The 26002-nt window shown below is 70.9% G+C and carries 24 protein-coding genes; 3 read left to right on the top strand and 21 right to left on the bottom strand.

Going from position 1 to position 26002, the window contains the following annotated elements:
- Nucleotides 1–89: 89 nt before the first annotated feature.
- The 16 genes from BLW84_RS36525 to aspS all read right to left on the bottom strand — a co-directional run bounded on the left by BLW84_RS36525 (nt 90) and on the right by aspS (nt 17238).
- A complete protein-coding gene (locus BLW84_RS36525) occupies nt 90–944 on the bottom strand; it encodes a shikimate dehydrogenase (protein ID WP_093275253.1) in 855 nt (284 codons plus the stop codon).
- Entirely contained in the window at nt 931–2133 is a 1203-nt protein-coding gene (gene mltG / locus BLW84_RS36520; RefSeq protein WP_177226885.1) for an endolytic transglycosylase MltG, read from the bottom strand. Before mltG ends, BLW84_RS36525 begins: the two co-directional genes overlap by 14 nt.
- A complete protein-coding gene (gene ruvX / locus BLW84_RS36515; protein ID WP_093275250.1) occupies nt 2130–2600 on the bottom strand; it encodes a Holliday junction resolvase RuvX in 471 nt (156 codons plus the stop codon). Before ruvX ends, mltG begins: the two co-directional genes overlap by 4 nt.
- Nucleotides 2597–5269 carry an alanine--tRNA ligase gene (gene alaS / locus BLW84_RS36510; protein WP_093275248.1) on the bottom strand — a complete coding sequence of 891 codons (2673 nt, stop codon included), beginning with the start codon at nt 5267–5269 and terminating at the stop codon, nt 2597–2599. The genes ruvX and alaS overlap by 4 nt, the downstream gene beginning before the upstream one ends.
- 76 nt (nt 5270–5345) lie before the next feature.
- Nucleotides 5346–5660, bottom strand: a complete 315-nt coding sequence (locus BLW84_RS36505) for a hypothetical protein (RefSeq protein ID WP_093275245.1) — start codon at nt 5658–5660, stop codon at nt 5346–5348.
- Nucleotides 5657–6064 carry a DUF948 domain-containing protein gene (locus BLW84_RS36500; protein WP_010311092.1) on the bottom strand — a complete coding sequence of 136 codons (408 nt, stop codon included), beginning with the start codon at nt 6062–6064 and terminating at the stop codon, nt 5657–5659. The genes BLW84_RS36505 and BLW84_RS36500 overlap by 4 nt, the downstream gene beginning before the upstream one ends.
- A gap of 364 nt (nt 6065–6428) precedes the next feature.
- On the bottom strand, nt 6429–7394 hold the full coding sequence (locus BLW84_RS36495) for a 2-hydroxyacid dehydrogenase (protein ID WP_093275243.1): 966 nt from the start codon (nt 7392–7394) through the stop codon (nt 6429–6431).
- A 57-nt stretch (nt 7395–7451) separates the two neighbouring features.
- Entirely contained in the window at nt 7452–7583 is a 132-nt protein-coding gene (locus tag BLW84_RS50035) for a hypothetical protein (RefSeq protein ID WP_281247485.1), read from the bottom strand.
- A 214-nt stretch (nt 7584–7797) separates the two neighbouring features.
- On the bottom strand, nt 7798–9153 hold the full coding sequence (locus BLW84_RS36490; RefSeq protein ID WP_093275240.1) for a replication-associated recombination protein A: 1356 nt from the start codon (nt 9151–9153) through the stop codon (nt 7798–7800).
- Nucleotides 9154–9228: 75 nt separating this feature from the next.
- Nucleotides 9229–10743, bottom strand: coding sequence for a SulP family inorganic anion transporter (locus BLW84_RS36485; protein ID WP_177226884.1), 1515 nt, complete (start codon nt 10741–10743; stop codon nt 9229–9231).
- A gap of 124 nt (nt 10744–10867) precedes the next feature.
- Nucleotides 10868–11464 (bottom strand): carbonic anhydrase, encoded by a 597-nt coding sequence (locus tag BLW84_RS36480; RefSeq protein ID WP_093275238.1) that lies wholly within the window; start codon nt 11462–11464, stop codon nt 10868–10870.
- A 47-nt stretch (nt 11465–11511) separates the two neighbouring features.
- Nucleotides 11512–11883, bottom strand: coding sequence for a hypothetical protein (locus tag BLW84_RS36475; RefSeq protein WP_093275235.1), 372 nt, complete (start codon nt 11881–11883; stop codon nt 11512–11514).
- Between the two features lie 339 nt (nt 11884–12222).
- Complete coding sequence (locus tag BLW84_RS36470; RefSeq protein WP_245761638.1) at nt 12223–12945, bottom strand: GNAT family N-acetyltransferase; 723 nt, start codon at nt 12943–12945, stop codon at nt 12223–12225.
- 90 nt (nt 12946–13035) lie between these two features.
- Nucleotides 13036–14247 carry a hypothetical protein gene (locus tag BLW84_RS36465; RefSeq protein WP_093275230.1) on the bottom strand — a complete coding sequence of 404 codons (1212 nt, stop codon included), beginning with the start codon at nt 14245–14247 and terminating at the stop codon, nt 13036–13038.
- 207 nt (nt 14248–14454) lie between these two features.
- Nucleotides 14455–15396 carry a DUF389 domain-containing protein gene (locus BLW84_RS36460; RefSeq protein ID WP_093275227.1) on the bottom strand — a complete coding sequence of 314 codons (942 nt, stop codon included), beginning with the start codon at nt 15394–15396 and terminating at the stop codon, nt 14455–14457.
- A gap of 21 nt (nt 15397–15417) precedes the next feature.
- Nucleotides 15418–17238, bottom strand: coding sequence for an aspartate--tRNA ligase (gene aspS, locus BLW84_RS36455; protein ID WP_093275225.1), 1821 nt, complete (start codon nt 17236–17238; stop codon nt 15418–15420).
- A gap of 519 nt (nt 17239–17757) precedes the next feature.
- On the opposite strand from aspS, the gene BLW84_RS36450 reads away from it, so the two are divergent.
- Nucleotides 17758–18801, top strand: coding sequence for a hypothetical protein (locus BLW84_RS36450; protein ID WP_093275222.1), 1044 nt, complete (start codon nt 17758–17760; stop codon nt 18799–18801).
- 253 nt (nt 18802–19054) lie between these two features.
- Here the strand turns inward: BLW84_RS36450 and BLW84_RS36445 are convergent, their stop codons facing one another.
- Nucleotides 19055–20128, bottom strand: a complete 1074-nt coding sequence (locus BLW84_RS36445) for an Rv2578c family radical SAM protein (protein ID WP_093275220.1) — start codon at nt 20126–20128, stop codon at nt 19055–19057.
- Between the two features lie 308 nt (nt 20129–20436).
- Here BLW84_RS36445 and BLW84_RS36440 point away from each other — a divergent pair, with 308 nt between their 5' ends.
- Nucleotides 20437–21939, top strand: coding sequence for a YibE/F family protein (locus tag BLW84_RS36440; protein WP_245761637.1), 1503 nt, complete (start codon nt 20437–20439; stop codon nt 21937–21939).
- 36 nt (nt 21940–21975) lie between these two features.
- Here the strand turns inward: BLW84_RS36440 and BLW84_RS36435 are convergent, their stop codons facing one another.
- Genes BLW84_RS36435 through BLW84_RS36425 form a run of 3 tightly spaced genes read right to left on the bottom strand, consistent with a single transcriptional unit; the run spans nt 21976 to nt 24580 of the window.
- Nucleotides 21976–22611, bottom strand: a complete 636-nt coding sequence (locus BLW84_RS36435) for a hypothetical protein (protein ID WP_093275215.1) — start codon at nt 22609–22611, stop codon at nt 21976–21978.
- Nucleotides 22608–23876: a histidine--tRNA ligase gene (hisS, locus tag BLW84_RS36430; protein ID WP_093275212.1), complete on the bottom strand. Its 1269-nt coding sequence runs from the start codon at nt 23874–23876 to the stop codon at nt 22608–22610. Before hisS ends, BLW84_RS36435 begins: the two co-directional genes overlap by 4 nt.
- 20 nt (nt 23877–23896) lie before the next feature.
- The gene (locus tag BLW84_RS36425) at nt 23897–24580 is read right to left on the bottom strand and encodes an MBL fold metallo-hydrolase (RefSeq protein ID WP_093275209.1); all 684 of its coding nucleotides are present in this window, start codon (nt 24578–24580) and stop codon (nt 23897–23899) included.
- Nucleotides 24581–24764: 184 nt separating this feature from the next.
- On the opposite strand from BLW84_RS36425, the gene BLW84_RS36420 reads away from it, so the two are divergent.
- Complete coding sequence (locus BLW84_RS36420; RefSeq protein WP_093275206.1) at nt 24765–25601, top strand: peptidylprolyl isomerase; 837 nt, start codon at nt 24765–24767, stop codon at nt 25599–25601.
- Nucleotides 25602–25674: 73 nt separating this feature from the next.
- Here BLW84_RS36420 and BLW84_RS36415 read toward each other — a convergent pair.
- Nucleotides 25675–26002, bottom strand: a 328-nt coding sequence (locus BLW84_RS36415) for an IS3 family transposase (protein WP_218157615.1), incomplete at its 5' end; no start/stop codon positions are given.

Genomic DNA, 26002 nt, shown 5'->3' with positions numbered 1-26002 from the left:
CGCCGGTGATCACCTGTCCGGCTCTTCACACGTCGCCTTGCTCACGAGCCGTTCGGGTGGCGTCCCACGACGCTGCTGGTCAACCGCGGTCAGAGCGGGAGCGGGAGTTCGCCGCCGGTGGCGGCGGCGAGGGCATCGCGCATGGCCTCGCGGGGCGCCGAAAGCCCGGTGAACTGCTCGACCTGCCCGAAGGCCTGGTGCAGCAGCATGTCCAGCCCGGTGGCGATCCGCCCGCCGGCCGCGGTGACCGCGGCGGCCAGCGGCGTCGGCCACGGGTGGTAGACCACGTCCAGCACGCACGCGGCCTTCCCCAGCTCCGCCGCTTGCGCGTCCAACGCCCCTGCCGGGAGCGTCGACACCACGACGTCCGCCGCTGCCGCGGCGTCCGCGAGCGCGACGCGGTCCAGCCGCTCCACGCGCACCCGCAGCCCGACCCGCTCCGCGGTCTCGGCCGCGTCGCGCGCTCGCGCGGGCTCGCGCACCGCGAGCGTGGCTTCGCTCAGCCCGAGCTCCGCGAGCGCGGCCAGGGCCGCGGCGGCGGTGCCGCCGGCTCCCAGGACCAACGCGCTGTGGCCGGTGGTGAATCCGCCCGCGCTGCGCAACGCTCCGACGACTCCGTCGACGTCGGTGCAGTCCGCGGCCCAGCTGCCGTCGGGCCGGTGCACCAGGGTGTTCGCCGCTCCGACCGCCGCCGCCCGCTCGCTGACCTCGCTCGCGACGCCCAGCGCCGCTCGCTTGCCGGGCATGGTCACCGACAGCCCGGCCCACTCGGGGCCGAGCCCGGCGACGAACTCGACGAGCCGGTCGGCGTCGGCCTCCACCCGCTCGTAGGTCCAGTCGTCCAGGCCGAGCGCGGCGTAGGCGGCGCCGTGCAGCACCGGGGACAGCGAGTGCTCGATCGGTGAACCGAGCACCGCTGCCCGCCGCGGCTCAGAACGCGCCACGGGCCCGTGCCTCGTCGATGTAGGCGTCGTGCTGCGCCTGGTTGTCGGCGAAGCACGAGGTGCCGTCCGGGTAGCACTTCACGAAGAACTTCCAGGTTCCGTCGGTCGGCTTCTCCGCCGCCTGCACGGCTTCCTTGCTGACCGCCGAGATCGGCGTGGGCGGCAGGCCGTAGTTCTTGTACGTGTTGTACAGCCCGTCTATCCCGCGATCCTCCGGCCTGGTCAGCAGCGACGGCTTGTCCAGCGGGTAGTTGATCGTGGAGTCCAGCCCGAGGTGCATCGCGGGCGGCGCGAGCCGGTTGTGGATCACCCGCGAGATCTGCCCGAAGTCCTTGGTGATGCCTTCGCTCTGCACCAGCGACGCGATCTTGAGCAGCTCGTACGGGCTGTAGCGACTGCCCTCGGCGGCCTTCGGCAATCCGGCGACCTCGAGCGCCGCCGCGGACCGGGTGACCACGTCGCGGAGCACGTTCTCCGCGGTCTCGCCGGGCTTCACGTCGTAGAGGCCGGGCATGATCAGGCCCTCCAGCCGGCGCTTCGGCTCGGCCTTGGAGGCGTCGGCGAGCGCCCACTGCGGCACGCCGAGCGAGGCCAGGTCGGCGGTCGCGGCGACCCGGTGCATCTCCTCGGAGGTGACGCAGGTGGGGTTCTCGCCGGCGCAGGTGGCCTCCGCGAGCTTGGTCAGGATGCCCGGGGTGTGCCCGTTGTCGGGCGCCAGCTGGTCCTCCAGCCGCATGCCCGCGCGGATGTCCACCCGGCCGACCTTCGCGGCCGCCGACAGGATGTGCGTCACGGCGGCGTCGCCGGACATCTTGTTGCGCATCAGGTAGTAGCCCGGCTGGATGCTGTTGATCTGCCGGTTGCCCTCGGCGGCCTTGGTGAACGCCTTGGTGCTGGCCACCACGTCCTGTTCGGCGAGGTTGCGCCCGATGGCGCTGACGGTCTCCCCGGACTTGATCTCGATGACGACGTCACCGGCACCTTCGCCCTGGTAGTCCTCGTAGGAACCGATCTGCATCAGCTGGCTGGTGGCGTACAGCACGCCGCAACCGACCAGCACCAGCACGAACAGGCTGGCCAACGCGGTCACCAGGCGGCGCCGCTTGCGGCGGCGGAACCGCTCTGGGTCGGGGGCGCGTCGTTGCCGCTCGTCGGGCTCGTCCGCGAACAATCCGAGATCGTCGGTCACGAAAGGTCCTCTCGTGTCTTCCCCCGACTGTCCAGGAACGCCTGCAATATCTCCACCGCGGCCGCCTGGTCGACCACGGCTCGCTGCTTCTTCCCCCGTACTCCGCGTTGCGACAGCATCCGGCTGGCCGTCACGGTGGTCAGCCGCTCGTCGGCGAACCGCACCGGCACCGGCGCGATCCGCTCCGCGAGCGCCGCCCCGTAGGACTGCGCCGTCTCCGCCGCGGTTCCGTGCCGGCCTGCCAACGTCTTGGGCAGGCCGACCACGACTTCCACCACCTCGTGTTCGGCGACGAGCTCGGCCAGCTGCGCGAGATCGGTGTCGCCGTCGGCATCCCGCCGCAGGGTGACCAGCGGGGTCGCCAGCATCGGGGCGGGGTCGCTGAGCGCGACACCGACCCGGACCGCACCCACGTCGACGCCGAGCCGACGTCCCGGTCCGGGTTCCGCCTGCCGGTGTTCGGTCACCCGCCAGCCACCACCTGATCCAGGGCCGTGCGCAGCGCCGCGATCGCCGCGGTGATACCCGCGGGGTTCGTGCCGCCGCCCTGCGCCATGTCCGGCTTGCCGCCGCCGCGCCCGCCGACCTCGGCCGCGAAGCCGGGCACCAGCTTGCCCGCCGCGATGCCCTTGTCCCGCGCGGCGTCGTTGGCGCCGACCACGAAGCTGACCTTGCCCTCTTCGGCGGAGAACAGCGCCACCACGGACGGGCGGGAGCCGAGCCGGCCGCGGATCTCCCCGGCCAGCGCGCGCAGCGCGTTGCCGTCCACGCCGTCCGGCACCTGCTCGGCCACCAGCGTCACGCCGTGCACGTCGGTGCCCTTGTCGGCGAGCTCGCCCGCGGACTGCAGGACCTGCGCGATGCGCAGCTGGTGCAGCTCCTTCTCCGCGCTGCGCAGCCGGGACACCACGCCCTGGATGCGCTCCGGAAGCTCGTCGGACGGCACCTTGAACTGCTCGGCGAGCTGGCTGACCAGCAGGTGCTCCTTGCTGATGTGGCGCATCGCGTCCATGCCGACCAGCGCTTCGACGCGGTGCACGCCGGAACCCACGGAGGAGTCCGCGACCAGCTTGACCACGCCTAGGCGGCCGATGCGCGGCACGTGGGTGCCGCCGCACAGCTCGCGGGAGTAGTCGCCCATGTCGACGACGCGCACCTGGTCGCCGTACTTCTCGCCGAACAGCGCGACGGCGCCGAGCTCCATGGCCCGGTCCATCGTCGTGGTGTAGGCCTGCACCTCGATGTCGCTCTGCAGGTAGTCGTTGACCTCTTCCTCGACCCCGGTGAGGACGGCGGTCGACACCGCGGACGGGGCGGTGAAGTCGAAGCGCATCCGGCCGGGCGAGTTCAGCGAACCGGCCTGCGCGGCGCGCTTGCCGTAGGCGCTGCGCACCGCCGCGTGCACGAGGTGGGTGGCGGAGTGCGACCGCTCGATCGCGTGGCGCCGCGCGACGTCGACGGCGGCCTCCAGCGTGGTGTCCACGCCGAGCTCGCCCTCGACGACCTTGGCGCGGTGCACGAACAGGCCCGGGACCGCGCGCTGCACGTCGTGCACCTCGACGGCCACCCCGGGACCGACCAGCCGGCCGGTGTCGGCGATCTGGCCACCGCCCTCGGCGTAGAACGGGGTGCGGTCCAGGACCAGCTCGATCTCGGTGCCCGCGGCGGCGGACTTCACCGGCTGGCCGTCGACCAGCAGGCCCAGCACCCGGCTGTGCGACTGCAGGTCGGTGTAGCCGATGAACTCGGTGGTGCCGTGCTGGTCCAGCAGCGTCCGGTAGGTCGACAGGTCACCGTGGCCGGTCTTGCGGGCCTTGGCGTCCTCCTTGGCCCGGCGGCGCTGCTCGGCCATCAGGTTCCGGAAGCCCTGCTCGTCGACGGTCAGGCCCTGCTCGGAGGCCATCTCCAGCGTCAGGTCGATCGGGAAGCCGTAGGTGTCGTGCAGCTGGAAGGCCTGCTCACCGCCCAGCTGCTTGCCGCCGGCCTTCTTCGTCTCGGCCACCGCGACGTCGAAGATCTTCGAGCCCGCCGTCAGGGTGGTCAGGAAGGCCTCTTCCTCGTTGCGCATCACCGAGTCGATGCGGTCGAACTCGGTGACCAGCTCCGGGTAGCTCGGCGCCATCGCGTCGCGCACGACCTTGCTGAACTCGCCGAGCACCGGCTCCTGCACGCCCAGCAGGCGGGTGGAGCGGATGATCCGGCGCAGCAACCGCCGCAGCACGTAGCCGCGGGCCTCGTTGCCGGGGGTGACGCCGTCGCCGACCAGCATCACGCCGGAGCGGGCGTGGTCGGCGATGACGCGGAACCGCACGTCGTCCTCGTGGTTCGCGCCGTAGCGGCGGCCGGAGAGCTCCTCGGCCTTGGCGATCACCGGGCGGACCAGGTCGGTCTCGTAGACGTTCTCCACGCCCTGCAGCAGGCACGCCACCCGCTCGACGCCCATGCCGGTGTCGATGTTCTTGGTCGGCAGCGTGCCGATCGGCGGGTGTCCCAGCTTCGGCGACTGCTCACCCCTGATGTCCTGCATGAACACCAGGTTCCAGATCTCGATGTAGCGGTCCTCGTCGGCGATCGGGCCGCCCTCGCGGCCGTACTTCGGGCCGCGGTCGTAGTAGATCTCCGAGCACGGGCCGCCGGGACCGGGCACGCCCATGTCCCAGTAGTTGTCCTTGCCGTCGCGGGCCTGGATCCGCTCGGTGGGCACGCCGGCGACCCGCTGCCACAGCTGGGCTGCCTCGTCGTCCTTCTCGTAGACGGTCACCCACAGCCGCTCCGGGTCGAAGCCGTAGCCGCCGTCGGCCTGGGACTTGGTGAGCAGCTCCCAGGCGAACCCCATGGCGCCTTCTTTGAAGTAATCGCCGAAGGAGAAGTTGCCCGCCATCTGGAAGAACGTGTTGTGCCGGGTCGTCTTGCCGACCTCGTCGATGTCGCCGGTGCGCACGCACTTCTGGATGCTGGTGGCCCGCGGGTACGGGGCCGGCGCCTCGCCCAGGAAGTAGGGCTTGAACTGAACCATCCCGGCGTTGACGAACAGCAGCGTCGGGTCGTCCAGGATCAGCGACGCGCTGGGCACCACGGTGTGGCCGCGGCCGCGGAAGTGCTCGGTGAACCGGGTGTTGATCTCGTGGGTCTGCACGGTGGGTCCTCGGAACTCGGGTGACGGAGACGGCTTGGGGTACCGGCGGACGGCTGGTGGCGCCAAGGCGCCGGCGTCAGCGGCCCGCCCGGCGAGCTCGCCGACTGCCGGCCGCGCCCTCGTCGGCGATCGGGGCGTCGATCCGGCGGAACTGCACCGTGTCCGCGGCGCTGCCGCGCTCGACGACGTCGTGCAGCTCCTGCTCCCGCTCCTGCATTCCCGCGCGCACCTCGGCACCGAAGGAGCCGACCGCGCCGGCCAGCTCCCGGACCGCGCCGCCCAGCTGCTCGGCCATGCCGCTCGGAGTCGCCTTGCGGGCGGTCTCGTTGAGCTTGCGCGCCACCGCGACACCGGCCGCGACACCGGCGCCGAACCAGAACAGGCGCCTCACTTGCGCCCCCCTTTGCCCTTGCGGCGGAAGTGCCGGCCAGCAGGCTCCTGCCGCCGCTTCCGGCGGGCCCGCAGGGCCTTGCTGACCCCGTAGGAGAACGCCGCCGTCTTCACCAACGGGCCACCCAGTGTAGCCGTGAACAGCGAGGACAACGCCGAGACGTTGCCGCTGATCGTCTTGGCGTTGGCGGTGATCCCGTCGACGCGCTCCAGCTGGGTGTTGACGTGCGTGATGGTCGAGTTCGCCCCGGTGAACAGCGGATCGGAGTTCTCGTGCGCCTTGCGGATCGCGATGGTCGCCTCGTCCAGCGTGCGGCCGAGCTTGATCAGCGGGATCGCCAGCAGCACGACCAGCAGCACGAACGCTCCGGCGGCGATCAGCGCGGCGATCTGCGTGGGCGTCACGTGCCCTCCCGTATGTCCACGTCATTCGGTAGGACCGAGCTCGCGGCCCGGTCCGTTGATCGTGCGTCAGGTTACCGGCCCCGATCCTCACTCTCGCACCCGGTCGGCCACGCCCGCGGGAGGGCACCGCCGGGCGGCGCGCCCATCCGACCTGGGCGCCGATCCGCGAACGAGCGGCGCCCTTCGACAAACAATTTGACGAACGAGAACGCGGCGGCGTGGCTGGCGGAACCCCGGAAGCCGCCTGGGCGAGGGCGGCCCGACTCGCGCCGCCCTCGCCGAGAGCCGACCCGCGGCGGCGCAAGCCGAGTCCCGCACCGCATGCGGACGAGCCGGTCGACCCGCGCATCTCGAACCGATCGTGTTACGAGCGGACCGGGTTAAGCGGTTCCCGGCCGCTGAGGACCGCGGCGGCGTTGCGGGCGGCGAGCTCGGCCATCGCGGTTCGCGTCTCGGTGGTCGCCGATCCCAGGTGCGGCACCACCACGACGTTGTCGAGGTCGAGCAGCGCGGGCTCCACCTCGGGCTCGCGCTCGAAGACGTCGAGGGCCGCGCCGCCGATCCGGTGCTCGTGGAGGGCCTTGGCCAGCGCGCCCTCGTCGACCACGGGGCCGCGACTGGTGTTGATCAGGAACGCGGTCGGCTTCATGGCCGCGAGCGCCGCCTCGTCGATGAGGTGCCGGGTCTGCTCGGTCAGCGGGCAGTGCAGGGACACCACGTCGGCGGTGCGCAGCAGCTCGTCCTTGGTCAGGAAGCGGGCGTCGAGTTCGGCCTCCACGTCCGCGGCGACGCGGCGGCGGCCGGTGTAGGCGATGTCCATCCCGAACGCGCGGGCCCGCCGGGCCACGGCCTGCCCGATGTCGCCGAGCCCGACGATGCCGAGCGTCTTGCCCTGCAACCCGGCGCCGAGCATGAAGCCGAGGTGGAAGGTCCACGGCCGGCGCGACCGCAGCAGCCGTTCGCCCTCGCCGAGCCGCCGGGTCGCCATCAGCAGCAACCCGATGGTCAGGTCGGCGGTCGCGTCGACGAGCACGCCGGGCGTGTTGGTGACGGTGACGCCGCGCCCGGTCACGGCCGGGACGTCGACGTTGTCGTAACCGACCGCCACGTTCGCGACCACCTCCAGCTGCGGGCCGGCGGCCTCGACGAGCTCGGCGTCGACCCGGTCGTGCAGCATCGTGACGATCGCGTGCGCGCCGCGCACCGCCTCGCGCAGCTCGGGCGCGGTCAGCGGCCGGTCCTGCGGGCAGACGTGCACGTCGCCGACCTCGCGCAGCACGTCCAGCGCGGACTCCGGAACCACCCGGCTGACCACGATCCGCTTGTCCACAACGACCTCCTCGAGACGAGAACCCCGCCGGAATCTACCTGCCGCCCCACCCCGGCATCACCGGTCGACCGCCACCATCCCCACGGTCCCCGCTCGCAGTTTCAATGAGCGTTTTTCATCCTGGTCGGCCCGCAGCCGCAGGTCGCAAAGCTGCACGTCGATGGGGTGCCGCATGCGCCGCAGGCGCATAACCCACCTACGACACCTGCACCGCCGCGGGTTCTCAGAGGCTTCCTGGCGAGGACGGCCCTGACGCCGTGTATCGGACATACATCAGGAGGGGCACCCACAGACCAGGGAGCCTCTGAGGTTCCGCCACCCGCACCGCCACGCAAATCGAGGTTGGAAAAACCTCAATTGAAACTGCGGACTCCACGGCGTGGGCCAGGTGTCCAGCGGGCGCTCAGTCCTCGCCGCGGATGATGCCGCGGAGCTTCGGGACCCGGTCGCTGAGCGTGCGCTCCGCGCCGCGGCCGGTCGGCTGGTAGTAGTCGCGGCCCACCAGCTCGCGGGGCGGGTACTGCTGGGCGAGCACGCCTTCCGGCTTGCTGTGCGGGTACTGGTAGCCCTTGGCGTTGCCGAGCTTCTCCGCCCCGGCGTAATGCCCGTCGCGCAGGTGCGGCGGTACCGGGCCGGCCTTGCCCGCCCGGACGTCGCCCAGCGCCTCGTCGATCGCCATGATCACCGCATTCGACTTCGGCGCGGTGGCAAGGTGGATCGTGGCCTGCGCCAACGCGATCCGCCCCTCCGGCATCCCGATGAACTGCACCGCGTGCGCCGCCGCGACGGCGGTCTGCAGCGCGGTCGGGTCGGCCATGCCGATGTCCTCGCTGGCGTGCACGACGAGCCGGCGGGCGATGAACCGCGGGTCCTCCCCCGCCTCCACCATCCGGGCCAGGTAGTGCAGCGCGGCGTCCACATCGGACCCGCGGATCGACTTGATGAACGCGCTCGCCACGTCGTAGTGCTGGTCGCCGCCCCGGTCGTAGAGCACCGCGGCGCGGTTCACGGTGGCCTCGACCGTCGCCAGGTCGATCGCGTCCGCGCCGGTCGAACTCGCCGACTCCGCCGCCACTTCCAGCGCGGTCAGCGCGCGCCGCGCGTCGCCACCGGCGAGCGCGACCAGGTGCGCCTCGGCGTCCTCGGCCAGGCGCAAAGCACCGCCCAGGCCGCGTTCCTCGCCGACCGCTCGGCGCAGCAGCGTGCGGATGTCGTCTTCCTCCAGGCTGCGCAGCTGCAGCACCAACGACCGCGACAGCAGCGGGGCCACCACGGAGAAGTGGGGATTCTCCGTGGTGGCCGCCACCAGCAGCACGGTGCGGTCCTCGACCGCGCCCAGCAGCGCGTCCTGTTGGGTCTTGGAAAACCGGTGCACCTCGTCGATGAAGAGCACCGTCGCCTCGCCCGAGCGGCCGAGCCGACGACGCGCCTCCTCGATGACCGCGCGCACCTCCTTGACGCCGGAGGACAGCGCGGAAAGCGCGGCGAACCGGCGGCCGGTGGCCAGCGAAACGAGGTTGGCGAGCGTGGTCTTGCCGGTGCCCGGCGGGCCGTAGAGCAGCACCGATGCCGGTGCCGCGCCTTCGACCAGGCGACGCAACGGGGCCCCGGCCCCCAGCAGGTGCTGCTGGCCCACGACCTCGTCCAGCGAGCGGGGCCGCATCCGCACCGCCAACGGCGCGTTCTCGGCCAACTTCTCGCCCGCGCGCATCTCGGTGTCGGCGCCGAACAGCCCTTCGTCGAACAAGCCCTCGCTCACACCTCGACGCTACCGGGCACCACCGACCGTCCCACCGGCCAGGAGGTGCGGCGCGATTCCCGGCGCCGGCCGCGCTCAGCCCACGCGGGCCGGCATCGCGACCTCGACGGTGCTGTCGCCGCGGCGGCGTTGCGCCGCCCAGTGCTCGACGGCCTGGTGGCAAGCGCGGTCGAGGTGCCGGACCATCGTCAGGTCCAGGTGCACGTGCTTGCCGGTCGGCAGCTGTTCGAGGTGGTCCAGCAGTCGCGGTAGCCGCAGGAACGTCGCGTTGCCCCCCAGTTCGACCCGCACCTGCTCGTCGCCGTGCTCGGCGCGCACCGACAGCCGGGACACCTCGATCGCGGTCTTGACGATGGCGACCGCGAGTCCGGCCAGCGTGCCGATCAGCAGGTCCGTGGCCACGATCATGCCCGCTGTCAGCACCAGCACGAACGCCTCGGAGCGGTGCTCCCGAACCAGCGCGACGACCTGCCGCAGCTCCAGCAGCTTCCAGCCGGCCTGGATCAGCAGCGCCGCGAGCACCGCCGTCGGGATGAAGGCCAGCACACCGGGCAGCAGAACCACGAACAGCAGCAGCCAGAACCCGTGCATCACGCGGGAGAGCCTGGTCTTCGCGCCGGCCTGCACGTTCGCGGCGCTGCGCACGATCACCGCGGTCATCGGCAACGCCCCGAGCAGGCCGCAGAGCGCGTTGCCCGCGCCCTGCGCGACGAGCTCCTTGTTGTACTGGGTCTTCGGGCCGTCGTGCATGCGGTCCACGGCCGCGGCGCTGAACAGGCTTTCCGCCGAAGCGATCAGCGCGAACGTCAGGATCGAGCCGAGCACGGCGGGCGTCATGAGCCCGCCCCAGGCCTCGGCGGTCGGCACGTTCAGCGCCGCGAGCAGCGAGCCGACCTCGACCTTGTGCACCGGCATCGCGAAGATCACCGCCAGCGCGCTGGTGGCCACGACGGCGATCAGCGCGCCGGGCACGAGCCGCAGCCGCGCGGGCATCTTCTTCCAGCCGCTCATGATCCCCAGGGCCAGCGCGGCGAGCACGAGGCCGCTGATGCCCTCCGCGGTGGTCGCCCCCGCGATCAGCAGGTCCGGGATCTCGGCGAACTTCGCCCAGGTGGACTCGGGCTGCGCGAGCCCGCCCACCGGGTAGATCTGGCCGAGGATGAGCACCAGCCCGATGCCGGCGAGCATCCCCTGCACCACCGACGGCGAGATGGCGCGGAACCAGGTGCCGAGCCTGCTCAGGCCGAGCACGATCTGCACCACGCCGGCGCCGAGCACGATCACGCCGAGCGCGGCCAGCCCGTGCTGGTCCACCGCCGAGGCCACCAGCACCGTCAGGCCCGCGGCGGGGCCGCTCACCTGCATCGTGCTGCCGGGCAGCAGGCCGACCACGAGCCCACCGATGATGCCGGTGACGATGCCCAGTTCGGCGGGAACGCCAGAGGCGACGGCAACGCCGACGCACAGCGGCACCGCCACCAGGAACACCACCAGCGAGGCCCCCAGGTCGGCGCCGAAGGTGGCCTTCGGCCAGCGCGGCGCGCCGAGCCTCCGGCGCGCCGGGCGAGGCGTTTCGAGTCGAGTTATCACGATGCCCTCCTGGGCAGGTCGAAATGCGGGAAACGGGTATCGCGCCGCGCACCTGGCGGTGCGGGCGTCGACCCGGCGGGAGGTGTTAGGGCCAGCTCTTGTAGGCCGAGTTTGGAAACTGTCGTTAGAGCGGCAGGAAGTCGGTGGCTTCCGGCTTCTGCGGGCAGGCGAAGACGAGGCCGGTGTCGATCTCGTAGAACCAGCCGTGCAGTCGCAGCTCGCCGGCGGCGATCCGGGCCTGGATGAACGGGTACTCGCGCAGGGTCTGCAGCTGCGCGTGGATGTGCCGCTTGCTCTCGGCGCGCACGCTGGGATCGTCCGGCTCGACGCCGTCCTGGCCGTCGGTGCCGAGCCAGCCCCGCAGCGCAGGCAGTTCTTCCAGGCCGCGCCCGGCCAGGGTCAACGCCGTCACGGCACCGCAGTGCGAGTGCCCGCAGACGATGATCTCCGGCACGCGCAGCTGGAGCACCGCGTACTCGATGGTGGCCATTTCGCTGGACGCCGAATCCGGCGCGTATTTCGGCACCACATTGCCCGCGGTCCGCAGTTCGAACAGATTGCCCGGTTCCGCGCCGGTGATCTGCGATGGGACCACCCGCGAATCGGAGCAACCGATGAACAGCGCGGCCGGTTTCTGACCTGCGGCAAGCTGCTGGCGGCGGTCAGCGGAAAGCATGCCCGGGTGTCGCCGGGCGTGTCGCACGAAATGTTCGAAGCTCATTGTCGCCTCTCCTGGTCGTCGGCTCGGAATGCGTAGCGAGCCGCCGATCAGTGGCGGATGACCTGGAGCGTGGCGGGGGAATGTTTGAGCTTGGCATATGTGGGGTGCGGCTTGCTCCCAGCATTCGGGAGCGCCTCCACCTCGGTCTGATTTTCGATGCGGGCGATGCCCTGCAGGCCGCGCGGCAACAGCGGGCGGCGGTCTTCCCGCCGTTCGACGCTGCGGCGGTGCAGCGCGATTCCCGGCATCCGCTCGCGCAGCTTCTCGCTGTCCCGGTGCTCGGTCTCGGACTTCGTTTCCGCAGGTCCGGTGCGCAATTGCGGGCCGGCTTCGGCACTCAGCGGGCCCAGCACGGCGAGCAGGACCGCGAAGAGCAGGAACAAGCCCGCCCTCGTGATCTGCCAAGCCTTGCCGCGCACGAATGCCTCCTGTAATAGAGCAGCCGATCCCCATCCGGCGGCATCGACGGTAGCGGAGAGAAGTAGCGAAACGCTGAACTCAAGATATCCGACAACGGCGGTGCACGCGCAAGTCGCAGATCCGGTGGAGTCGACCGGGAAACAAATGAAGACGTTCTAATACAACTCGGTTCGACCTGGTAATTCACCCGTATGCCGGGTGGACAGGAGGCCCGTCACTGCGTTGCGTAAACGATGTTCACTACGCAAAGTATTCGAGATGTGACCAGGATTACCGCATCGAGTTAGCTTGAAACCTGAAACATATTCGCCCACGCAACGCGCCGGAAACAGCAAAGCTTAGCGGACCCGATAGTGGTAGCCGTGCGAGGGGATGAAACCCAACGCTTCGTAGCACGACCGCGCTCCGGGATTGTCGTCCTCCACCTGGAGGAACAGCCGCTTCGCCCCGGCGCCGGAGGCCCACCGCGCGCCCGCGCGCAGCACCGCGCTGGCGACACCGCGCCGCCGCCAGTCGGGGCTCGTGGCCATGCCGTAGATCCCGCACCAACCCGACGAGACGACGAACGTCCCGACGCCGACCGGGACCCCGCCGCGCAGCGCGATGGCGAACCGCACCGGCTGCGGGATGCGATCCAGGCTCGGCTCCGGCTGGCGGCCGACCGCCTCGGCGGCGACGAGCCAGGACGGCTGCGGGCCGGGCTCCAGTCGCACCTCGAAGTCCTCCGGCGCGCCGAGCACCCGATCGCAGTCGGCGAACATCGCCGACGTGCGGCCGACCACGCGATAGCCCCGGCCGGCCAGGAACGCGTCCAGCTCGGCGTGCCGGTCCAGCGGGCTGACCTGCACGATCGGCGCCGCCTCCCGCGCCGCGTAGAACTTCTCCACGAGCTCGACCGCGGCATCGGGATCGGGCACGGCCGCCGGCGGCAGCGCCGAGTTCGAGCGTTTGCGGTTCAGCAGCCCGCAGTGCCGCAGCACCCAGCCGTCGGCGTGCTCGACCGTCGAAGCGGGCCAGGTGGCGACGGCGGCCCGCTCGATCTCCGCCTCAACGGAACTCAACCCGCACCTCCCGATGCATACCATGCAACAACTCGTATATGCATACAACCACGGGAGGGGCGGGCCATCAACGGATTTGGGCGGGTGTGTCTACGTGGTGCGGAACGCCGGGTACGGCTGCAGGTGCAGCGCGCCGGCGCCGAAGCGGTCCACCAGCGCGTCGACCACCCGGTCCGCGAACTCCGCGACGTCGGCCATGTCGGCCTTCTCCGCGTCCGAACGCAGGTGCCGCCAGCGGTCCACCAGCGCCGTGCTGCGGCGCGGCGAAGGCATGTGCAGGTCGATCGGCCGGTCGGTCTCGCCGGTCCGCGGCAGGAACCACCAGGTCGACACCCACACCCACAGCAGCTGGGCGTTGAACAGCCGGGGCATAAGCACCTCGTCGTCGTCCAGCTCCGGCCAGACCTCGACGATCTCCGAACGCCACGTCGACAACATGCTCTCCGCCAGGTTGTCCGGCAGCGCGTACGAGCACCACGACGACGGGAACGGGTACTGCAGGTAGGCGGCATCCATCGCGACGTCACGCACGCAGCCCCACTCGAAGTCCATGAACCGCACGCCGCTGCCCGTCACGAGGCTGTTGTCCGGGCAGATGTCCGACGGGCTGAACGACCGGTACCGGCTCGACTCCAGCAGTTCGGTGGCGCCGGTCAGCCGCTCGACCATGCGCGGCGGGGTGTCCACGCCGAGGGTCTGCGACAGCAGCTCCGGCAGCTCGCCCACCGATCGCGTGATGTCGTCGGCGACCGGATCCGTCCACGACCTGGCGCCCAGCCGGCGCATCAGCGCGTCGAAGTCCGCCTCGCACCCCGCCGTGGTGCTGTGCAGGCGGCCCAGCGCCCTCGCCCACGCCAGCAGCGCCCGCTCCGCCATCCGCGGATCGTCGGCGAACAGCACGTCGGCCAGGGTGGAGCCGCGGCCCAGGTCCTCCAGCACCAGCAGACGTTCGGCGGCGTCGTGCGCGATGAGTTCGGGGCCGATCCGGGCCTCGGGCGGCAGCGCGGTGGTGAGCTGGCAGCTCGCCGCCTCGTGCGCGAACGGGTCAGACCGGGCTTCCGCCGGACACTCGCCGTAGTGCTTGACCACGACGGTGCGAGGCAGCTCGAACGGCGATTCGGCGATCCGGACCCGCATCACGACGGAGCGGTCGCTGCCACCGAGATCCTCCGCATCAGCAAGCCGGACGGTTGCTCCAGTCCGCTTGCTCAGCACGGCTTCCGCGGTCCCTACGGTATCGGTCGCCTCGGCGCTGACCGGGACGCGAACCTCTGGGGGACCGGTGGTGATCTCCACGCTCATCGTCTCCAGACACTACCCCCACAACATGAACCTGAAAGGGCATTACCGGTCAAGTGACACACAACCGGTCAACACCCGTAATCGCAGCGTGTTCACCTGGGCTCAACACGCTCCCACCCTCGACGATCCGCCGAACGTCAGTCGCCTCCTAGACGCTGACGGAACGAAGCTGCGGCGGCGTTGCACGGCGGCGAAGATTGGGCTTCCTCACCGCATCTCCCGCGTCGGCACCCGGTCGGCCAGGCCGGCCCGCCTGCGCCGCAACACGAGCACCGCGGCCGCCGAAACGACGATGCCCACCAGGTTGACCACGAGCTGCGCGACCGAGCCGAAGCATTGCGCCCAGTCGCCGAGCGTCGCCGCCACCACCGCGTAGCCGGCGGCGGGCACCGTCGTGACCGAGATGAACACGCCGACCAGCACCGCCGACTTGGCCGAGGTCAGCGACAGCATCCCGGCCGCACCGGCCAGCAACGACACGATGAGCGACGACCAGCCGACCTGGTACACGAACGCCACCTGGCTGACGGCGGGCAGGCTGAGCCGGTCGATCAGGCCCGTCCACTCGCCGAGCAGCGCGGCCACCGCGGTCACCACCATGGCCGCCGGGAAGCCCACCGCGAGCGCCACCGACGCGCGGCGCACCAGCAGCCAGCGACGGGACACCAGCCCGACGGCGATGGCGGCCAGCGGCCCGAACTCGGGGCCGACCACCATCGCGCCGACGATCGTCACCGGCGAGTCGGTGACCACGCCGACCGCCGCCAGCACGCACGCGATGGACAGGAACGTCAGGAACGTGGCGTTCAGCCGGCATTCCTCGCCGGTGCGGGCGATCAGCTCGTCCCAGACCACCGCGTCGTCGCCGTCGCCGGGAGCCGCCTCCTCGGCCCGCTCGGCGCGCTGCGACAGCGTGGTGCCCGCCTCGGTGATGGTCACCGCGCCGACCGCGGCCAGCTCGGAAGAGCCGATCGCGGCGAGCACGTCGTCGGCGGCCTCGCGGGCCACGTCGAACTCGACGAGATCACCCGCCGGATCGAGCGCGCCGCCACGCACGACGACCAGGTGCGCCGTGCCCGGGTGCGACCGGGCATCGGCGAGCACCCGATCGGTGTGCTCGGCCGGACAGATGATCCGCAGGTGCAGCACCTCGTGCCCGCCGCGCTCCGGTCAGCCCTGCTTCTCCACCACGCCGGGCGGGAACACCGAGATGCTCTGGTCACCGACCTGCGCCGCAGGCTTGGCGTCGATCCCGGCTTCCTTGCGCTGCTCGATGGTGATCGGCGACGGCGCGCCGGTCAGCGGGTCGAACCCGCCACCGCTCTTCGGGAAGGCGATGACATCGCGCAGCGAGTCGGCGCCGGCGAGCAGCATGCAGATCCGGTCCCAGCCGAAGGCGATGCCGCCGTGCGGCGGCGGGCCGAACTTGAACGCGTCGAGCAGGAAGCCGAACTTGTCCTCCGCCTGGTCCTGCGAGATGCCGAGCAGCTCGAACACCCGCTCCTGGATCTCGGAGCGGTGGATACGGATCGAGCCGCCGCCGATCTCGTTGCCGTTGCAGACGATGTCGTACGCCCAGGCCAGCGCGTTCTCCGGATTCTGGTCGAAGCTGTCGATCCAGTCGGCGTTCGGCGAGGTGAACGGGTGGTGCACCGCCGTCCACCGACCGGTGCCGACCGCGACGTCGTCGGTCTCGTCCACCGGCTCGAACATCGGGGCGTCGACGACCCAGACGAACGACCAGGCGTCGTGGTCGATCAGGCCGCAGCGCTCACCGATCTCCAGCCGCGCCGCGCCCAGCAGGCCGCGTGCCGCGGAGCGCGGACCGGCCGCGAAGAACACGCAGTCGCCCGGGGAGGCCCCGACCGTCTTGGCGAGCCCTTCGCGCTCGGCGTCGGACAGGTTCTTCGCAACCGGGCCGGACAGCGTGCCGTCGGACCCGATGAGCACGTACGCGAGGCCCTTGTGCCCGCGCTGCTTGGCCCACTCCTGCCAGGCGTCGAGCTGCCGCCGCGGCTGGTCGGCGCCGCCGGGCATCACGACCGCCCCGACGTAGGGCGCCTGGAACACCCGGAACGTGGTGTCCTTGAAGTACTCGGTCATCTCGGTGAGTTCGAGGCCGAAGCGCAGGTCCGGCTTGTCCGTGCCGTACTTGGCCATCGCGTCGGCGTACGTCATCCGCGGGATCGGGCGCGGAATCTCGTGGCCCGCCAGCTTGCCCCACAGCGCGGTCAGGATCGCCTCGCCGAGCTCGATCACGTCGTCCTGCTCGACGAAGCTCATCTCGATGTCGAGCTGCGTGAACTCCGGCTGCCGGTCGGCGCGGAAGTCCTCGTCGCGGTAGCAGCGCGCGATCTGGAAGTACCGCTCCAGGCCGCCGACCATCAGCAGCTGCTTGAACAGCTGCGGCGACTGCGGCAGCGCGTACCAGTTGCCGGGCTGCAGGCGGGCCGGGATGAGGAAGTCCCGGGCACCCTCCGGCGTCGAGCGGGTCATCGTCGGCGTCTCGACCTCGACGAAGTTGCGGCCGTGCAGCACGTCCCGGGCGATGCGGTTGAGCTCGCTGCGCATCCGCATGATCCGGGCGGGCTCGGCGCGCCGCAGGTCCAGGTAGCGGTGCTTGAGCCGGACCTCCTCGCCGACCTCCAGGTGCTCGTCCAGCGGGAACGGCAGCGGCGCGGCCTCGGACAGGACCTCCAGCTCGGTGGCGGTCACCTCGATCTCGCCGGTCGCGATCTCCGCGTTCTCGTTGCCCGCCGGGCGGCGGGTCACCTCGCCGGTGACCCGGACGCAGAACTCGGCGCGCAGCCGGTGGGCGCGCTCGGCCATCTCGCCTTCGCGGAAGACGACCTGTGCGACGCCCGAGGCGTCGCGCAGATCGATGAAGATGACCCCGCCGTGATCGCGACGGCGCGCCACCCACCCGGCGAGGGTGACGGTCTGCCCGGCATGACCGGAGCGAAGCGATCCGGCCTCGTGCGTGCGCATCACGGGTACTGAGCTCCTTCTTCCGCTGTTCAGCGCTTGACGGCATGGACGGTGTAGCTGTCGGCGATCCTCGCCGCTCCCGATCGGCAGGACATCTGTCGATCACGGTGTTCAGCAGCTGGGACGCAAGGCATTAAGGCTAGCCAACGAACCTCGAAGCGCAGCGCGCAGGTGCCGCGCGTCCCGCCGCCCCCGCGGAGCACGACCACACCTCCCGGCCGCGGCCTCCCCCACCCGGCCGCCTGCTCGCGCCCCTTGGTTCCCCCGTTCGCCCGAGCGGCGCCAAATGGTCGATACCAATTTTGCCACAGCTGGTCCACAATTCAACTGATTCGAGGCACACCCGACGATCACACAGCGGCATTGCCAGGCGTCCGCGAAGCGATGAAGGAGTTGATTCCCGCCTTAAGTGCACCCGAGTTCCTCCTTTAGTCGTAGGCGCCTACCGGAACTCGGTCGTTGCGCAACGCAGACCTCACTGATTAGCGTAAGTTCGGAATTCGGCGGACACGAGGAGTAACGATGACCGGCCCGAAAACCGAGGCTCGCCCGGCCACCTACCCGGCCGTCCGCGGCACGCAGCAAGGAGTGAACGCTTTGTCTGCCGAACTCTCCGAACTGCTCCGAACCGGTCCGTTCGAGGCCGCCCTCCGCACCGCGATCCGGGCCAGCCGGCTGAGCCTGGAACGCATCCAGCACCGGCTGCGCGCCCGCGGCACCCCGGTCAGCATCACCGCGCTGAGTTACTGGCAGTCCGGCCGCCGGCGCCCCGAGCGCCCCGACTCGCTGCTCGCCCTGCAGCAGCTGGAGCAGGTGCTCGGCGTGCCGGAGAGCTCGCTGTCGGCCCTGCTCGGCCCGCCGCGCCCGCGCGGCCGCACCCGGCAGGCGCCCGCCGAGGCGCCGCCGCTGAGCGCGCTCTGGTCGGAGAACGAGTCCGCCGCCGAGCTCCTCACCAAGATCGACACCAGCCACGACAGCAAGCTCGCCCGGCTGAGCCACCACGACGTCGTGCACGTCGACCAGCGCGGCGAGCTGCGCAAGATCCGCACCCGCAAGCTGGTCCGGGCCGAGACCAACGGCGTCGACCGCTGGGTGATCATGTTCGACGGCGCCTCCTCCGGCGAAACGCCCCCGATCATCCGGCCGATCCGGTCCTGCCGGCTGGGGCAGGTCCTCACCGACCACGCCCGTGACCTGGTGGTGGCGGAGCTGCTGTTCGACCGAGCCCTGGCGCGCGGCGAGACGCTGCTGCTGGAGTACGAGATCATCGACCCGCCGACCGGCCCGAACGAGGCCGAGCACAGCTTCTGCCGGCTGTTCCGGCTGCCCGTGCGCCAGTACGTGGTGGAGCTGCAGTTCGATCCGGCGCACCCGCCGACGCGGTGCGAGAGCTACGTCGGCGACTCCACCACGCAGGAGGTCGAGCCCCCGAAGCCACTGACGGTCGACCGGTTCGGCCGCACGCACGCGGTGGCGCTGGACTTCGGCATGGGCGTCTTCGGCGTCCGATGGCAGCCCGAGGAGCAGCTGGGCTCCAGCACCTCTTCGCGCACCACGACACGTTGACCCGTTCCAGGGACGCGCCGATCGCCTTCCAGCACGGTAGGTAACCATGAATCGGTGACGCGCCGATGCGCGACCGAATCATCAACATCATCGACATCTTTACCACCCCGAAACGAACGACGTAGTTTCCGGACTTGCCAGAAATCGTTTTCCTTAACATTGTGCTATCCCAATCGAAAATGATGTGCATTCCCGGGATTCACTCCCCGATCGTCGCCGACCGGGCTCACAACAGGCCACGTTCTGCGCCGCGTCACAACAGGGCGAGCTGACGCGCCCGATCCCGGTCTGCATCGGACTGCGGGGGATCATGCTGCTGCGTCCGGAAGTTCTCCGGTCGCTGCGGGTGCGCCAACCCGTGACGACGCTTGGCCTGCTCCACCAGATGCATGACTTCACGCTGATACGACTTCGGGGCGTACGCGCCGTTGCGGTACAGCCGCTCGTACAACGGGAGCAGTTCGGGCCGCTGACCGCGCAGCCACTCGTGGTACCACTCGCGTGCACCCGGACGCAGATGAAGTATCAACGGCGTCAGGCTCGTCGCACCCGCCTCGGCGATCGCGGCCACCGTACGATCGATCTCGGCCGGCGAGTCGCTGAGTCCGGGCAGGATCGGCGCCATCAAGACCGAGCACCCGATGCCCGCCTCGGTAAACCGGCGCACAACGTCGAGACGCCGCAGCGGCGATGGCGTCCCCGGTTCCACTGCCCGCCACAAAGCCTCGTCGACCGACCCCACCGACACCGCCACCGAGACCCTGGTCCGCTGCGCAGCCTCCGTAATCAGATCCAGGTCTCGGAGGATCAGCGTGCCCTTGGTGAGGATCGAGAACGGATTCGCGTGATCCCGTAGCGCCGCAAGGATCTCTCTCATCAGCCGGTAGCGTCCCTCGGCGCGCTGGTAGGGATCCGTGTTCGTGCCCATTGCAATCGGCTCGCCGGTCCAGCGCGGGCTGGCCAGCTCCTTGCGCAGCAAGGTGCCGGCGTTGACCTTGACGACGACCTTGCTGTCGAAGTCGTGCCCCGCGTCCAGGTCCAAGTACGTGTGCGTGCGCCTCGCGAAACAATAAATGCAGGCATGGGTGCAACCTCTGTAAGGATTCACCGTCCAGCGAAACGGCACCTGCGACTCACCCGGCACCCGATTCAGCACCGACTTCGCATGGATCTCGATCGCGTAGGCCTCCTCGGTGCCCGCCTCGATCGGCACCGGCTCCGGCAGGCGCAGACCCGCCCGACCACTCCCGCGTTCAACGGGCTCCGGCAGACCAAGCGGCAACTCGGCGACCCGGCCAACGCCAACCCGCTGCTCTTCCCAACGCATGACCCAATTCGAACACAGTTTCGATTCCTTGTCGACTCGGTTCACCCCACCGAGTCACGACACCCGACGGGCCCGAGGGACCGCGCAATCCTGAGCCTCGCCCCAACACGCATTGAGCTCTCAAACTTGCCAGTGGGACACGGCCCATGCGATGAGCCCCAACCCTGCAACGACGGCAACAACGGGCACCGGCGGCTTGACCCGCTGCGGTTCCCATCGCTCGATTCGAACTCTCGAGTGGCGGAGGCGCGCGAGCCCGGCCAAACGCCCCGCTTCGGGCCGCGGCAGGCGGTCCGCATAATTGCCCGGTGACCGACCGCCGCCCCGCCGGAGAGCCTCCCCAGCCCGGAGGCGGCCATCGTGCTCGCCACCGCCGCTCCACCGATCAGGTCCAGCCACCGCCCGCCCAACCGGCCGCGGACCGGCCGCAGCGCGGTCGCCGCGCCAACCCCGGCCCTCGACCGGACGACAGCCCTGCCACCGGGCACGGTCACGGCCATGGGCACGGTCACGGCCATGGGCACGGTCACGGCCATGGGCACGGTCACGGCCCCACCGACCCGGCGTCCAAGCAGGTCAAGCGGGTGCTCGCGATCGCGCTGGCGCCCTTCGCGCTGGCCGCCGTCGTCGGTTTCCTGCTGCTCTACCCGTTCGACCACCAGCAGCGCACCGGCGCCGACCTCGGCTTCGGCCAGTACCCGGTCAACGCCGTCGTCGTCTCCGCCGCCGCGGGCTCGTGCACCCAGGGCTCGCCCGACGAGGGCGGCTGCGTGGTGCTCGGAATCCGGATGCAGGACGGGCCGCGTCCCGACCAGACGATCGAGCAGACCGTGCCGACGGACCCCGGCACGCCGCGATTCGCCGTCGGCGACCACGTGGTGCTCAGCTACGCCGGGGCCAACCCCGACGATCCGACGTCCTACCAGGTCGTCGACTTCCAGCGCGGCATGCCGCTGCTGGTCCTGGCCCTCGTGTTCGCCGCCGCGGTGATCGTGCTCGGCCGCTGGCAGGGCGTCGCCGCGCTGGTCGCGCTCGGGCTGAGCTTCGTCGTGCTGATCGGCTTCGTGCTGCCCGCCATCCTCGCCGGCGAGGACCCGCTGCTGGTGGCCGTCGTCGGGGCCGGGCTGATCATGTTCGTGGTGCTCTACCTGACGCACGGCTTCTCCGCGCGGACCTCGACCGCGGTGCTCGGCACGCTGTTGAGCCTCGCCCTGATCGGCCTGCTCAGCATGGTCTTCTCGGCGGCCACCAGCCTGACCGGGCTGGACGAGGACACGTCGAGCCTGATGGGAGTGCTCGGCACGCCGATCGACGCGCGCGGCCTGCTGCTGGCCGGAATCGTGATCGGCGCGCTCGGCGTGCTCGACGACGTGACCGTCACCCAGACCAGCGCGGTGTGGGAGCTGCGCAAGGCCAACCCGTCGTTGTCCTGGCGCCAGCTCTACAAGGCGGGTCAGCGGATCGGCCGCGACCACGTGTCGTCGGCGGTGAACACGCTGGTCCTGGCCTATGCGGGTGCGGCCCTGCCGCTGCTGCTGGCGTACACGCTCTCCGGCCGGACCTTCGGCGAGGTGGTGAGTTCGCAGGCGGTGGCCCAGGAGGTCGTGCGGACGCTGGTCGGCAGCATCGGCCTGGTCGCCGCGGTGCCGATCACCACGGCGATCGCCGCCGCGGTGGCGGTCCGGGAACCGGCGAAGAGCGCGGGCCGCAGCGGCGGCTCGGTCGCGGACCGCGTGGGGCGGGCGGCCGCCACCAGCGCGGAAACCCCGACGGTGCGCCGACGGCCGCCGCACCTCAGGCCCGGCCGCTGAGCCGTCGGCCTTCGGACCCGATGGTCGGCCGCGCTCCTAGCCCAGTGCGGCGACGAACCTGGCGACCGCGTCGGGATGCAGCCGCTGCGCCATGCGGCCCGGCGGCGCGACCGATGCCAGCCGGTACAGCGGGCGGTCCGGGGCCGCGTCGCCGCGCGCCTCCGCCCGCAGCTGGGCCACGATCAGCTGCGACAACACCAGCGCCCGGGTGTCGGCCGAGGCGGCCAGCGTGTCCGCCAGCCTGCGCAGCGCGTAGATCCCGAGCTCCCGGCCGCCGGTGCCCGCGTAGAGCGCCAGCGACACGCTGATCGCCTTGCCCTTGGGCGGGCCGCCGACCAGCAGGTTGACCGTCCGGGCGCCGCGCAGGTCGGTGACGAACAGGTCGAACCGCTCCGCGTTCTTCACCTCGACCACGCGGGTGCCCATCGCGCGGGCCACCAGCTCGCCGCCGCGCAGCTCGATGGTCTTGCGGGACTCCGCGAAAGCCAGCAGCAGCAACGGGATCCCCACGATCGCCGCGGTGACCCCGAAGCCCGTGGGCCCCGCGAACAGGCTCACGATGCCGCCCATCGCGGCGGCGACGATCAGCGCGGCGATCGCGACGTTGCGAGCCCGTGTCCGGATCGTCTTGCGATCCAGCAGATCCAGCGGAACCGCCTCGGCTTCGGTCATCTCGGCACCGCGACCGCGTCCCGGACCTCGGCTTCCAGCGACTCCAGCGACACCGCGCGCTGCTCACCGCTGGCCAGCTCCTTCAGCTGCGCGGTGCCGGCTTCGAGGTCCCGCTCGCCGAGGACCAGCGCGAACCGCGCGCCCGAGCGGTCGGCGGCCTTCATGGCGCCCTTGAGGCCCTTGCCGCCGTAGGCCACGTCGACGCGGATCCCGGCCGCCCGCAGTCCGCCCGCGGCCGCCACCAGGCGGCGCTTGGCGGTCTCGCCCATCGGCACGCAGTACACGTCGCAGCGCGCCTGGTCGCCGACCTGTAGCCCCTCGGCCTGGCAGGCCAGCAGGGTGCGGTCGACACCGAGCCCGAAGCCGACGCCGGAGTACTCCTGGCCGCCGAGCTCGGCCATCAGGCCGTCGTAGCGGCCGCCGCCGCCGATGCCGGACTGCGCGCCGAGTCCATCGTGGACGAACTCGAAGGTGGTCTTGGTGTAGTAGTCGAGGCCGCGCACCAGGCGGGGGTTCTCCACGAACGCCACGCCGAGGTCGAGCAGGTGCGCCTTGACCTGCTCGTAGTGCTCCTTCGACTCCGCCGAGAGGTGGTCGACCATCAGCGGGGCGTCGGCGACGAGTTCCCGCACCTCCGGCCGCTTGTCGTCGAGCACCCGCAGCGGGTTGAGCTCGGCGCGGCGCCGGGTCTCCTCGTCCAGCGGCAGCCCGCGCAGGAACTCCTGCAGCTTCGCCCGGTAGACGGGGCGGCAGGTGTTGTCGCCGAGGGAGGTGATCTCGATGCGGTGCCCGCTGAGCCCCAGCCGCCGGTAGCCCTCGTCGGCGATCGCGATGACCTCGGCGTCCAGCGCCGGGTCGTCGACCCCGATCGCCTCCACGCCGACCTGCTGCAGCTGCCGGTACCGCCCGGCCTGCGGCCGCTCGTAGCGGAAGAACGCGCCGCTGTAGTAGAGCTTCACCGGCAGCTGGCCGCGGTCCAGGCCGTGCTCGATGACCGAGCGCATCACGCCCGCCGTGCCCTCCGGGCGCAGCGTCACGGACCGGCCGCCGCGGTCGGCGAAGGTGTACATCTCCTTGCTGACGACGTCGGTGGACTCCCCGACGCCGCGGGCGAACAGCGTGGTGTCCTCGAACACCGGCAGCTCGATGTAGCCGTAGCCGGCGCGGCGCGCGGCGTCGGACAGGGTGTCGCGGACCGCCAGGAAGCCCGCCGACTCCGGCGGGTAGTACTCGGGGATGCCCTTGGGTGCGGTGAACGTGCTCATGAGTGGTGGTTCAGTCCTCGTCAGGAAATGGCGTCGGAAGCCGGCAGGCCCTGCAGGAACGGGTTGCCCGCGCGCTCGCGCCCGATGGTGGTGGTCGGTCCGTGGCCCGGCAGCACGACGATCTCGTCGTCCAGCGGCAGCACCTTGGTGCTCAGCGACTCGAGCATCTGGCCGTGGTCGCCGCCGGGCAGATCGGTGCGCCCGATGGCGCCGGCGAAGAGGGTGTCGCCGGACAGCAGCAGCTGCCCGCCCTCGTCGGTCCCGACGCCGAACAGCACCGATCCGCCGGTATGGCCCGGGGTGTGCGTGACGTCGAAGCGCAGCCCGGCGAGCTCCAGCACGTCGCCGTCGGCGAGGTCGCGGACGTCGGCGGGCGCGTCCATCACCGGGCCGTCGCCGAAGAGCTGCCGCCCGGCCGGGCCGAGCGCGGCGCCCGGGTCGTCGAGCATGAAGCGGTCGGCCGGGTGGACGTAGGCGGGCACGTCGTGCGCGGCGCAGACCTCACCGGCGGAGAGGACGTGGTCGAAGTGCCCGTGGGTGAGCAGCACCGCGGCGGGCGCGAGGCGATGCTTGCGCAGTTGTTCGTCCAGCGGCGCCACGGCGTCCTGGCCGGGATCCACGACGACGCAGGGCTCGCCTTCCCCGCGCGCGAGCACGTAGCAGTTCGCCTGCAGCGGTCCTACCGGGAACCCGAGGACAAGCACGAAGCGCGACCTTTCGTTGCGGCGACACCCGATGGGGCGGGTCGGTCCCCCAAGGTTATCGTCCCGCCCACGTGCGCCTTCGCGCGCGGCAGGCACGATGCGCAGGCTCTCAGGAACGGTCCGCGACCGACCCCATAAACTCCCCGGAACGACATCAGGTTCACCGAATCCGGGGAGGGAGCAGGTGCCCAGCAACGAGCAACGTCGCCAGGCGGCCAAGCGGAAGCTCGAACGCCAACTGCAGCGCCGGGCGGAGCAGGCCAAGCGACGCCGGATGATCACCATCGGCGCGACGATCGTCGTGGTCATCGCGGTCGTGGTGGGCGTCTTCTACTTCACCCGCAGCGGCGACGACACCGCCCAGCAGCAGCCGGAGCAGGCGCAGCCGGAGATCCAGATCCCGACCGAGCTAGCGCCGCCGCCGGCCCGGCCGACGCCGCTGGCGGACCCGGTGTCCTGCCAGTACCGGCCGGACAGCAAGGGCCCGAGCAAGGCGGTGCAGCCGCCGGCCAACGGCGAGGTGTCCTCCAAGGGCACCGTGCAGGCCACCATCAACACCAGCCAGGGCGCGATCCCGCTGACGCTCGACCGCGCGCTGGCGCCGTGCACCGTGAACAGCTTCATCAACCTGTCCAAGCAGGGCTACTACAACGGGACCGCGTGCCACCGGATCGGCACCGAGGGCCTGCAGATGCTGCAGTGCGGTGACCCGACCGGCAAGGGCTCCGGCGGCCCGGGCTACACCTTCGACGACGAGACGTTCCCGGAGCTGCAGTACGGGCGCGGCTACCTCGCGATGGCCAACGCCGGCCCGAACACCAACGGGAGCCAGTTCTTCATGGTCTTCGGCGAGGCTCCGCTGTCGCCGGACTACACCGTGTTCGGCACCATCTCGGAGGACGGCCTGAAGGTCATCGACGGCATCGCCCGCGCGGGCCACGACGGAGCGTTCGAGCCGTCGCCGGGCGGCGGCCACCCGAATAAGGAAGTCAAGTTCGAGACGGTCGACGTCCAGGCCTGACGCGGACGAAGCGATGGAGGGGTGCCGCCTGGTTTGAACTGGTCCCCGGGAGTTGGACTCGTTAAGTAAGAGTCTAGGCAGCGAGGGTCTGGGCTCGGTATTGCACCGGGCTCAGGCCCTTGCAGTGTGTGTGGCCCCGGTCGGTGTTGAACCACGTGATGTAGTCATCCAGCGCGGTCGTGAACGCCTCAACGCTGAGATAGCGGGTGTGGTGGAACACTTCTTCTTTGAGGTGGCCGAAGAAGCTCTCGATGACGGCGTTGTCGTGGCAGTTGCCTGTGCGGGACATCGACTGGGTCGCGCCCACTCCGGCCAGCAGGTGCCGCCAGGAACGATGCTGATACTGAAATCCCTGGTCGGAGTGCACCAACGGTGCCTGGCCCTCGTCCAGAGTCGCCAGC

Source organism: Saccharopolyspora shandongensis (assembly GCF_900106995.1).
GTDB lineage: Bacteria > Actinomycetota > Actinomycetes > Mycobacteriales > Pseudonocardiaceae > Saccharopolyspora > Saccharopolyspora shandongensis.
This window is presented reverse-complemented; position numbering and strand designations above follow the sequence as displayed.

Coding starts and splice junctions, on each gene's coding strand:
- BLW84_RS50035 (WP_281247485.1), bottom strand. CDS start 7,583: ATGCGCCTGCGGCGCATGCGGCACCCCATCGACGTGCAGCTTTGCGAC.
- hisS (WP_093275212.1), bottom strand. CDS start 23,876: ATGAGCACGTTCACCGCACCCAAGGGCATCCCCGAGTACTACCCGCCG.
- BLW84_RS36445 (WP_093275220.1), bottom strand. CDS start 20,128: ATGCGTTGGGAAGAGCAGCGGGTTGGCGTTGGCCGGGTCGCCGAGTTG.
- BLW84_RS36465 (WP_093275230.1), bottom strand. CDS start 14,247: ATGAGCGTGGAGATCACCACCGGTCCCCCAGAGGTTCGCGTCCCGGTC.
- BLW84_RS36480 (WP_093275238.1), bottom strand. CDS start 11,464: ATGAGCTTCGAACATTTCGTGCGACACGCCCGGCGACACCCGGGCATG.
- BLW84_RS36435 (WP_093275215.1), bottom strand. CDS start 22,611: ATGACCGAAGCCGAGGCGGTTCCGCTGGATCTGCTGGATCGCAAGACG.
- BLW84_RS36450 (WP_093275222.1), top strand. CDS start 17,758: ATGACCGGCCCGAAAACCGAGGCTCGCCCGGCCACCTACCCGGCCGTC.